The 11896-nt window shown below is 35.9% G+C and carries 8 protein-coding genes; 3 read left to right on the top strand and 5 right to left on the bottom strand.

Translation table 11 applies throughout. The features are described from left to right. From BMX53_RS17780 to BMX53_RS17765, 4 genes are all read right to left on the bottom strand, one after another. A partial coding sequence (locus BMX53_RS17780) for a hypothetical protein (protein ID WP_074748205.1) occupies positions 1–1471 on the bottom strand: 1471 nt, incomplete at its 3' end. Positions 1472–1783: 312 nt separating this feature from the next. Continuing rightward, positions 1784–2509 (bottom strand): GNAT family N-acetyltransferase, encoded by a 726-nt coding sequence (locus tag BMX53_RS17775; RefSeq protein ID WP_063176898.1) that lies wholly within the window; start codon positions 2507–2509, stop codon positions 1784–1786. Positions 2510–2530: 21 nt separating this feature from the next. Continuing rightward, positions 2531–3391, bottom strand: a complete 861-nt coding sequence (gene lgt / locus BMX53_RS17770) for a prolipoprotein diacylglyceryl transferase (protein WP_063176897.1) — start codon at positions 3389–3391, stop codon at positions 2531–2533. A 301-nt stretch (positions 3392–3692) separates the two neighbouring features. Then, positions 3693–4619, bottom strand: coding sequence for a DUF6266 family protein (locus BMX53_RS17765; protein ID WP_074748203.1), 927 nt, complete (start codon positions 4617–4619; stop codon positions 3693–3695). 743 nt (positions 4620–5362) lie between these two features. Here BMX53_RS17765 and BMX53_RS17760 point away from each other — a divergent pair. Next, on the top strand, positions 5363–6418 hold the full coding sequence (locus tag BMX53_RS17760) for a 2,3-butanediol dehydrogenase (protein WP_205627532.1): 1056 nt from the start codon (positions 5363–5365) through the stop codon (positions 6416–6418). 179 nt (positions 6419–6597) lie between these two features. Here BMX53_RS17760 and BMX53_RS17755 read toward each other — a convergent pair whose 3' ends face one another. Next, on the bottom strand, positions 6598–7365 hold the full coding sequence (locus BMX53_RS17755) for an XRE family transcriptional regulator (RefSeq protein ID WP_063175062.1): 768 nt from the start codon (positions 7363–7365) through the stop codon (positions 6598–6600). An 83-nt stretch (positions 7366–7448) separates the two neighbouring features. Between BMX53_RS17755 and dinB the strand changes: the two genes are divergently transcribed. After that, on the top strand, positions 7449–8609 hold the full coding sequence (gene dinB, locus BMX53_RS17750; protein WP_063175061.1) for a DNA polymerase IV: 1161 nt from the start codon (positions 7449–7451) through the stop codon (positions 8607–8609). 184 nt (positions 8610–8793) lie between these two features. Next, positions 8794–11853: a DNA polymerase III subunit alpha gene (locus tag BMX53_RS17745; protein WP_074748201.1), complete on the top strand. Its 3060-nt coding sequence runs from the start codon at positions 8794–8796 to the stop codon at positions 11851–11853. The last annotated feature ends 43 nt before the right edge of the window (positions 11854–11896 follow it).

The raw sequence follows: 11896 nt of genomic DNA, 5'->3' as shown, positions 1-11896 counted from the left end.
GACCATCTGTTCCTCCAGCTATTTTTGCAGAAGTAACATTTTTATCTGCTATTTTAGTTGTTGTTACTGCATCTGCCGCTAAATGTGTATCTGCAATACCCCCTGCTTTTACTTTTAATTCTGTATCAGCTAATACTGCTCCTACTCCACCTATTAATTCAATTGAATTATCAACTATTACAGTTTTTGATGCTGGAACAATAGCTGTTTGATTAACCCATTTTGCTGCACCTGTTGCATCAGACACTAACACTTGGCCATCTGTTCCTCCAGCTATTTTTGCAGAAGTAACATTTTTATCTGCTATTTTAGTTGTTGTTACTGCATCTACTGCTAAATGTGTATCTGCAATACCTCCTGCTTTTACTTTTAAACCTGTTGCCGCTAATACTGCTCCAGCTCCTCCTGTCATATCAAGAGATCCATCTACTGTTACATTTTCTAACTTAGGTACGATAGTTGTTTGATCAACCCATTCTGTTGAACCTGATGCATCAGACACTAACACCTGACCAACTGTTCCTCCTTTAATCTTTCCTGTAGTTACTGCGTTAGCTGCTATTTTAGTTGTTGTTACTGCATCTACTGCTAAATGTGTATCTGTAATACCACCTGCTTTTACTTTTAATCCTGTAGCAGATAATAAAGCTCCAGTACCTGTACCATTCGAAAAATCAAGTGAAGAATCCACTGTTAAATTAGCTTTATCAGTAACACTTGTATTATCAATTTTAGGTTTACCAGGTTTCCATGTTTTAGTAGTTTCATCATACACTAATGCTAATCCGAAATCAGCATCAGAAGGTTTAGCTACATTCACACCATTAATTCTCTCTACAACTGTCTCTGTCCCTTTACCTGTCACGTCTCCAGCTAAAGTAATACCTACTGGATTTGCAGAAATCGTGTATTTAGTAACTGTTTCACCTGCTGCTGGCGGTACAGCAACAACTGTTATCCCATCTCCTGCTACAAGCTCAACACCTGCTGCAGTAGAAGTAACTAAGCTCTTAATATAGGCATTAAAGCTAGGATCTTTTTGTAATCTATCAGAAACTGCGATTGGCACAGGTTGTTTATCTTCACCTGTATAAGTCAATACTACTTTCTCTCCATCAGCAGATATTTCTAAAGTTGTCAACACCTCAGATGTTGTAGTACTAGTCTTAGATACTAAAGCATTCCATTTACCACCTGACCAAAAATAGAATCCTTTAGTTAATGGATGATTATTTCCTCCTAAGTGGTACACTAATAAACTCTCAGGATACGCTCCTCCCGTTATAGTGTTATTATCTTCTTCTCCTGTTAATGTTACTCGAGGAATCAAAATCCCTTTATTTGTAGCACCTACATCCAATACAGCAGTAGCATCAGGTAAAATTGATTTCCCAATCCCAACTCCTTCTTGTGCATATGTAGTACTCAAAGCCATAAAAACAGTACTGGCAAGTAGTAGTTTCTTTTTCATAGTATTTTTTTAATTGTTATACACAGTTTTATTTACAAATTCTCATGTTAACAAAATTAGATTATTTTTTAACACTAATAAAATAAAAATACTACATTATACTAATTTTAAAAATAACTCAAATAAAAAACATTAAAAAAGAAAATATACTATAAAATATACACAATTATACAACATATAACATATTCAGCAGTAATATACTTTACTAATAGCACAAAATCCTCGTAGTATCTCATTAATAATTAACTGTATAAAACCAAAAAGACCCTTAATAGAAACTCTATAAGGGCCTTTTTTAATATAATTATTTACTTATTCTTTTGCTAAGATTACTTCCCATTCTCCAAATAATGAAAAGCCAACTGCCTCAGCTAATGCTACTGATGCTGTATTATCTGTCTGACATCTATACTGTGGTACATAACCTTTATCTATTATATCCATACATATTGCCTGTACTAAACGAGTAGCAATACTCCTATCTCGATAATCTTCACCTATTATCACACCTAAATCTGCTAACCTAGTACCATTCCATAAGTAGGCGCTACTAGCTCCTATAAGCTCTTCTCCATCAAAAGCACCATAAACCACCCAATGCTTTAGAGATACATACGCTCCGTCTAAATCTTCTTCTGAACACTTAGCTTCAAAAGCTCTGAATACTTCTACATCATGCTCTTCTGATAGAGGTCTAAACGTTATACTATCTTGTATTGGTTTGGCAGGAATAATTCTATTATTAGGTAAATAATAAATATAATCTGGTGTGTGTAACTCAATCTTACAACTCGAAATAGCCTCTCTAAACACCTCTACAGTATACTCCTCTAGCTCTTTTAGTTTTAAATCCTCGACCACACATGGTGTAGCTACTGCCATCGTATGTTTATTGGTCATTTCTAAAATCATGACCTTATACATCTCCTTTAAACTAGGGTTAGAGACAAGTGTAAATACCTCATCAAGATGAATAATACTCCCTTGTATCATCTGAGACTGCCAATATGTATGCACTTCTTCTGAAAATCCGCTCATTCTTTTCTTATATATTACTTCTTACTTAGTAGAAGATTCTACTAAACTAGAAGAATTAAACTGGCTAATATTAGTCATTTTATTCTGGAATACTAACATCAACACTCCTATTAATATAAAAGGTACGCTTAACCACTGTCCCATATTAAACATCATGTTCTGTTCAAAGGCCACTTGATCTTCTTTAAAAAACTCTAGTATAAATCGCGTACTGAACATTAATATCAAGAAGTAAGCAAACACTACTCCATTATTCTTTACTTTATGACTGTGATATAAAAACCACAAAAATACTCCTGTAATGATATACCCAAATGCTTCGTAAAGCTGTGTAGGGTGACGCGGTATCATGTCATCATTAGCAAAGATTACTCCCCATGAACCGTCAGTTGGCTTACCATATATCTCTGAGTTCATAAAATTACCAAAACGTATAAACGCTCCTGCAATAGGCACCCCTAATGCAATCTTATCTAATATCCACAATACTCCTATTTTATACTTACGGCAATATAGGTAAATAGCTAATAACACTCCTATCGCTCCTCCATGACTGGCTAATCCCATAAAACCTACATACTGATAAGTACCATTTACTTTAGCAAAAGGAATGATAATCTCTAAAGGATTCTGCATATAGTAATCAAACTCATAGAACAAACAATGTCCTAATCTAGCTCCTACTACTGTACCGACTATGATATATAGAAGTAATTTATCTAAGTAAAACTGAGGGATACGCTCTTTATCAAAGACATAACTCACTATCTTATATCCCAATATTATCCCTAGGGCAAAAAGAACTCCGTAATATCTCACAGGAACTGATCCTATCTTTATCATTTCTGGGTTGGCATCCCATAGCACAGCTACTAAATTCATCTATTTAGTTTAATTATTAACAAGATTACAAAGTACAGTAATTTAGCTTAGCTATACTTATAATATTATCTTAATTAATGTATTTGTGATTTTGTTGTTTCGTTGATTGTTATCTGAATTAGAATTAAAGGATTTAAAAATTAATAGGATATAATAAGTACAGACGCAATACTTTGCATCTCACACAATCCCATAATCCCCAGCCACGAAAATTATCCTGACAAAGGAAGGATTGCCCCCTATATATCTACAATCAAAATCATTGTTCATTCCTCATTGTTCATTCCTCATTGTCAATTGTTCATTCTCTAAAGTGTTGCATCGCTTCTAAAATGGATCGAGGCTCCCTCGGTTCTATAGACATAAGTTTTTCTGCAGTAGTCACCTCTACTGTATTCGTTGTTGTAGCTATCTGTTCCTTCTGATCACACTCAGTTCCTACCTCATTTTCTGTTGTTGTATCATACTTACTTATTTCTTCATTCCGAGACACCGCTACTTCCTCTTTCTCTACTAGTGAAGCCCCTTCACTCTGTGGTACTATTACTTCTTCTTGTTCTACCAATGGAGCTTCTTCTACCCCTAATTCTATAATATTGTGATATGTACTTGTACTTACCAGTTTACCATTCGCAGATTTCCACACGCTCCACAAGTGTATGTCCCCCTCTACCCATTCAGTAGGGAGGTCAAAGTGAACAAATTTATCTTCTCTTTTTGCTATCGATTCTATAAAGTCAAACTCATCTAATACCTCACTATACACTACCATCGTTAGGCGATCTGTCCCTTTGCTCAAGACATTGGTGATACTCTCGTCCCATGACACCTTTACTCGTCCTGTCTTTAAGCGAGTAATCTTCTTCATTGCAGCTGCAGGTAGCGTACCCATAGACAACAAAACCGTAGATATATCGATACAAGGTTCACCATCTATCATCAACACTCCTTCCTTAAGCAACATCGATACAAGCTGTTCTTTTCCTGTAGCTAGCTTATTATTAATCATGGCAAGTGGGTAATGCTCATTAACGAAGTCCTTCACCTTACTCGCAAAAGTGGATACTATTCCCATCTTACTGCGTTGTATGATTTGCTTATCACTTGGTTCCTTATGTGACTTACTGGGTTTAGTACGCAAAAGATTTCTACCCCTCCATTTAAAACCAACCACTGGTCCTATCTTTCCATTCACTCCACCTAGTATTCCTTCTTTTATCTCTGCCATAGTACTATTTTTTTATTTACAAGATATAAACAACAGCAACACAATTATTTAACCTATCAAACAATCACTAAATAGAATAAACCTTGGCTATATATGGGCTAAGAGCTATTTCTGCCTCCCGATGAAGATTATCAAAGTAGCCTATTCTGCTTTTTTAGACTTTATCTTATACAATTCGGTATTTTAAAAGAAGGACAGTAATTAATCAATTCATGGACAATCCTTGGTCAAAACAATCTTTTTGCCCACTATTCATTAGTTATTCTCCATAAACTGTCCAACAAGCTAGGTTGAGAACAGTGTTTACAAGGGATTAGAGTGTAGATCTATTATAACCAAAAACAAACAAAACACTATATATCAATAAATTACATAAAAAACAAAGCAAAAAAATGACTAGGACATTTTTCTATTTTATTTCAATTAGTTTCCATTAAAGTGCTTTTAAACAAAAAATAAGAAAGAACTGCAGCTGTGAAGACTCGAAAATAAAGGCATATAGCTGTATTTTAAAAAAAGTGGTGCTGTATTTTTTTAGAGTTTAAAAAAATATGTTTCATTGACTACTCGACTCCTTGAATATTTCATATTTTTTAGAAGATGACATTCTAAAAACCTCATAATCTTAAAACTATAACACAATATTGACTATTAATTAACAAGAAAACTTCGCAATAAACGAACTAAAAAATTTTTGTTCAGTATATTTGAGTGAAACATAAAATAAGATAATCATGACTACTATGAAAGCAGCTCGCTGGTATGCGGCAAAAGATATTAGAGTGGAACAAACAGAAATACCTACTCCTGCTAAAGGACAGGTAAAAGTAGCGGTACAATACGCTGGTATCTGTGGTTCTGACTTACACGAATATGTACACGGACCTCAACTTATCCCATTAGATAAACCATATCCATTAAACGGACATCAAGGAGTAACGACTTTAGGTCACGAGTTCTCTGGTATCGTAGAGGAATTAGGTGAAGGTGTAAAAAATATTAAGGTAGGTGATCGCGTAGTAATCGAACCTATCTACAAAAACTTCGACAGCCCATTCGTAGCTTCTGGAGAGTATAACTTAGGAGAGCACTTAGGATTTATCGGTTTAGCTGGTAACGGTGGTTTTGCGAAATATGTGGTGGTAGAAGACTATATGATTCACAAAATTCCTGATACAATGTCTTTTGAACAAGGAGCATTAGTAGAACCTGCTGCTGTAGCGGTGTACTCAGTATTACAAAGTGGATTAAAAGTAGGGCAAACTGTATTGGTTTCTGGTGCAGGACCTATCGGATTATTATGTGCTCAGGCTGCTCTAGCTGCAGGTGCATCTACTGTAATCGTAACTGATGTGGCTGAGAAACGCTTAGAAAAAGCAAAAGAAATCGGTGCTACTCATGTATTTAACGCTACAGAAGCTGATCTTCCTGCTAAGATTAAAGCTTTGACTGGTGGATTAGGGGTAAATGTATTCTTAGATTGTGCTGGTGTACAAGCTTCTTATAATACAGGTATTGCGTCTACTCGTAACGGAGGAACTGCTGTATTAGTAGCGTTATTCGGTAAACCTGTTCAACACGATGCTTTAGATCAAGTATTGAGAGAGATCACTGTAAAAGGGGTAATCGCTTATAGAAATATATTCCCTGAGGTAATTAATCTGATTGACTCTGGTCGTATGGAAGTAGAGAAATTAGTAACTAAGAAGATTAGTCTTGATGAAATCGTTACTAATGGTTTTGAGGCTTTAGTTAGCAACCCAGAACAAGTAAAAATTCTGATCGATATCAATAAATAATTACTAATTACGTTATTAGGGTTTAATAATAATCGACAATTATAAAATAAGGGCTGTATCATTATCTGATACAGCCCTTATCTTTTATATATCTTATGAAGTTACTTACTGTTTCCCGTTCCCTACTCCTTGTTCCCTAAAAACTGTCAACCGTAAGCCGTTAACTATAGACCAAAAACCTACTTCACTTTCTTTATCACCTCTCCTAGCATATGTCTAATCTCTTGGAACATCGCTTTAGTATCTGGTTCACCTAAATCCTCAGGTTTAAACTCCTCTGTCGCTATACTACTCGCATACTCCCAGATCTCTAAGACATCATAAGCTTTAATGCGATAAGGATCATAAAAAGTATTGTCTGAGTGCAACTCTAACGTCTCGTCATCTATACGGTACACACGCTTATACACCACTCCCTCATTAGCGGTAATAATGATGTAAGTATGTCCGTTGCGGATATAGTCTAAGCGCTCGATATAACTACCGATAATAAAAGACCCTTCCTGATGTGGAGGCATAGAATCTCCTTCTATAGGGAATGCTCTATACTTTCCTTCTTTTAGGAATGGTAGTGATATCTGATCTAAGTTCTGAATAAACTCTGGATCCGCATATCCTGTAAGATATCCTGCTCTAGCTTTATGCGGAATAATCTCTATAAAGTTATTACCATGTGGATCAACCATAATTGGCAATAGGATACGGTTATCCTCTAACTTTAATAAGTCTTGCATAGGAACTTTGCGCAAGTCTACCGAAATCATCAAGTCTACACTGACGTGAAAGAAACGAGATATACGCAATAATACTTCTAGAGGTGGCTCAGAGGCTCCCTCTTCATACTTTGAATAACGTGCACGAGTAATCATTAGCTCGTCAGCTACTTTCTGCTGAGACATAATCTTCTGGGCACGTAAATACCTTATATTATCTGATAGAAACGACATTTGCTATTATTTATAGCATCAAATATACATATTATTGCTAACATAGATAGTAATTTCGTACAAGAATTTTTAATTATTTCGATATGGAAAGGGCCATTGCACATTTAGACTTAGATACCTTCTTTGTGTCTTGCGAGCGTTTAGTAGATTCTTCTCTAAATGGCCTGCCAATTATCATAGGAGGTGGAGACCGCGGAGTAGTCTCTAGCTGTTCTTACGAAGCTAGACAATACGGGGTACGAGCTGCAATGCCTATCCGTATGGCAACTCGATTATGCCCTCAGGCTATCATCAGAAGAGGTGATATGCAATTATACTCAAAAATGTCACACCTTGTTACAGATATTATCACCGAAAAAGCACCTGTAATGGAAAAAGCGAGTATTGATGAGTTTTATCTTGATCTTACAGGGATGGATAAGTTCTTTGGGTCTGCGTTATGGATAAAGGAACTAACACAAAGAATACAGCAAGAATCCGGATTACCGCTGAGTTATGCCTTGTCAATTAATAAAACGGTATCTAAAATAGGAACAGGAGAGGCTAAGCCCAAAGGAGCTCTTAATATTACTGCACCTGAAGTACAGCCCTTTCTCAATCCACTGTCTATCCGTAAAATACCTATGTTAGGAGAGGTGAGCTACACCCTACTCTCTCGTATTGGTATCCGAAATATCCAGACATTATCTGAAATGCCTCATCAGATACTACAGAAGTTATTGGGTAAAAATGGTATTGACTTATGGAAAAAAGCCAATGGAATAGACCTTACTCCTGTAGAACCGTATAGAGAACGCAAGTCTATTTCGTCTGAACACACCTTCGACCAGGATACTATCGATATTCCAATGCTACGATCTATATTCACAGGTATGGTAGAGAAACTCGCTTTTCAGCTTCGATCTGAAGAGTGGTTAACATCTATCGTTACTGTAAAAATACGCTATACTAACTTCGATACAGAAACGAAACAGTTAAGAATAGGTTATACTTCTGCTGATCACACTTTAATCAAGGTAGTTCACGAACTATTTGACAAGGTATTTCAACGTCGAATGCGACTACGTCTAATAGGTGTACAGTTTAGTGGTCTAGTACGAGGTACTTACCAAATGAACTTATTTGAGGATACAGAAGAGATGATGGCGCTCTATCAAGCTATGGACAGAATGAAAAAACGCTATGGTGTAGATGCCGTTGCTAGATGTTCTGGAGCATTTCTGAAAAGAAAGAATGAACAATAAGGAATGGACAATGAAGAATGGGGAATAATTTTATGATTGATAGGATTTCTTTTTTGAATAGGATTGTGTGACACGCAAAGTATTGCGTCTGTACTTAGTATATCCTATTAATCTTCAAATTCTCTAATCCTAATTCAGACAATGAAACAACAAACAACGAAATAACAAAAAAACAAATCCCCCCATGCTACTAAACTGTCATTCCTATTTTAGTCTTCGTTATGGGACAATTCCCGTACAACGACTTGTGCAATTAGGTCAAGAACACAACATCAGTGCTATGGCACTTACTGATATTAATAATCTCAGTGGAGTATATGAGTTCATCACTGCTTGTCAAAAGGCGGGGATAAAACCTATAGTAGGTACAGAAATTAGGGACGACAATCAATTGCGCTATATCCTTATTGCTAAAAATCAAAAAGGCTTTGGCGAAATAGGTAGATTTTTAACTAAACTAAACGAACGCAATACTTCTCTATCTACTACTGCACCTGAATTTAAAGATTGCTATATTATTTATCCCTTTGCCTCTGCTCCTACTCATTTAAAAGAAGATGAATACATCGGTATAAGAAGTGAACAGCTTACACTTCTTTATACTGAAAAGTGGAAATCGCTAATGGATAAAATAGTTATTCTGCATACTATCAATCATCTCAATGAAGAGGATTATAACTTGCACTGTATCTTGAGAGCAATAGACAACAATACTTTACTGTCAAAACTAACAGATAGAGACTGTGCGGCTCCTACTGATATCTTTAAAACGGAAGAGCAATTAGTAGTTGAATTTAGAGATTATCCTATTATTATAGAAAACACAAAAGAGTTAATCAATTCTTGTAATTACTCGTTCACCTTTAAAGTTCCTAGAAATAAAAAGCACTATACAGAGTGTAAACAAACGGATACTGATCTGCTAGAGCAGCTTGCTTATACTGGTATGATAAACATATATGGCAAGGATCACGTCAAGGCTCAAGAAAGATTAGCTAAAGAGCTGAAGGTCATCAATGAATTAAACTTCGCTGGGTACTTTCTAATTACTTGGGATATTATACAATACAGCAATAGCCAAGGATATATGCATATCGGTCGTGGTAGTGGTGCGAATAGTATTGTGGGATATTGTTTAGGAATTACTAATGTGTGCCCTTTAGAGTTAGACTTATACTTCGAGCGATTTTTAAATCAAAATAGAAAGTCGCCCCCTGACTTTGACATTGATTGGTCATGGAATCAACGAGATGATATACTTCGTTATATTTTCTCTAAATACGGCAAAGAACACGTTGCTTTCTGTGGGGCTGTCTCTACATTTAAATATCGTTCTATTATTAGAGAAATAGGTAAGGTATATGGGCTTTCTAAGAGCGAATTAGACTCGTTAACACGCAATCCTATAGAACATCACAAAACAAACAGTATCGTGCTTTTAATCCATCAATATGGGCAAATGCTAGAGGGTTTTCCCAATCAACGTACTATGCATGCATGTGGAATCTTAATTTCTGAAGACCCTATTACCAATTTTACAGCATTAGACTTTCCTCCTAAGGGTTTTCCCGTAGTGCAATTTGACATGCATACAGCTGAAGATATTGGGTTTGATAAATTCGATATTCTTAGTCAACGCGGTATTGGACATATTGATGAAGCTGCTGAACTCATTCTTCAAAACCAAGGTATCGAAGTTGATATACGAAATATCGCTTTGTCTAAAGATGAAGAATTGTGTAATCAGCAGTTAAAAACAGGTAATACGATTGGGTGTTTTTATATAGAAAGCCCTGCTATGAGAGGTCTCTTAAGAAGATTGCAATGTGATAATTACAAAATATTAGTAGCTGCCTCATCTATTATACGTCCTGGAGTAGCACAGAGTGGAATGATGCAAGAATACATCTATAGACACAACCATCCCAATGAGTTTGAATACTTTCACCCTGTCTTTGAAGAGCAATTGGGTGAAACGTATGGTATTATGGTTTACCAAGAAGATGTGATTAAAATAGCACTACACTACGGTGGGCTACCTGCCACTGATGGTGATATACTGCGTAGGGCAATGAGTGGAAAGAGTCGATCACTTGAGGGATTACAAGCAGTTAAAAACAGGTTTTATGAGCACTGTGATGCTAAAGGTCATCCTAGAGCATTAAGCGAGGAGATCTATAGACAAATAGAATCTTTTGCAGGATACTCTTTTTGTAAAGCACACTCTGCTTCTTATGCGATAGAGAGTTATCAGAGTTTATATCTGAAGACTTATTATCCATTAGAGTTTATCACTGCTGTGATTAATAATGAAGGGGGATTCTATAGAACGGAAGTATATATACACGAAGCAGCTATGTCTGGTGCTAATGTGTTGCCTCCTTGTGTTAACTCAAGTGATCTACAAACTACTTTAATTGGTAAAGATTTGTACTTAGGATTAAAACTCATTGAAGGCATTAGTTTAGAGTTGCTAAAAACTATTCTCAAAGAAAGAAAAGCTAATGGGAGGTATGAATCTATTTTTGACTTTATACAACGCGTTCCTATAGCCATTGAATCTTTACAAAAGCTTATATTCATCGGAGCTTTTCAGTCTTTAGGTAAACAAAAAAACGAATTGCTCATTCAAGCTAAGCTTCTATTGACTAAAAAGGAACCTGCTCCTGCACTCACTTTATTACAAGAGCCAATACAGGAATATACCTTCCCTACATTAAAGCGCTCTGTACATGAAGATGCCTTTGATGAATTAGAATTACTAGGTTTTCCTATTTCGTGTATGCCCTTTGAACTACTTAAAACTAAGTTTAGAGGAGATGTAATGGTCTGTGATCTGTTGCAAAATCACAAAAAAACGGTTAGAATGCTCGGTTACTTAATCGCTCGTAAACATGTCCCTACTTCTAAGGGAAGTATGTACTTCGGAACATGGATAGATGCAAATGGTCATTATTTTGATACAGTACACTTTCCTGATAGCTTAACAGAGTATCCCTTTGTAGGTGGTGGTTGTTATTTACTGTTAGGAACTGTAGAAGTAGAATATCACTTCCCTAATGTACAAATACTCAAAATGGCAAGGTTGCCTTTTATCACTGATCCGAGATATCACTATGATGACGATAATAACCAAACAACGGTGTCTAAAGTAAAAGAAGATGTCAGTCTTACACATCGTCAACCTTATCCTAAAGCATCTGAGATAAACCTTCCTCGTCACCGTATGAAGTTTACTAAGTAACCTTTATCTATAAAAAAAGCTTCGATACATCTAAATGCATCAA

This window comes from Myroides marinus, assembly GCF_900109075.1.
Lineage (GTDB): Bacteria > Bacteroidota > Bacteroidia > Flavobacteriales > Flavobacteriaceae > Flavobacterium > Flavobacterium marinum_A.
This window is presented reverse-complemented; position numbering and strand designations above follow the sequence as displayed.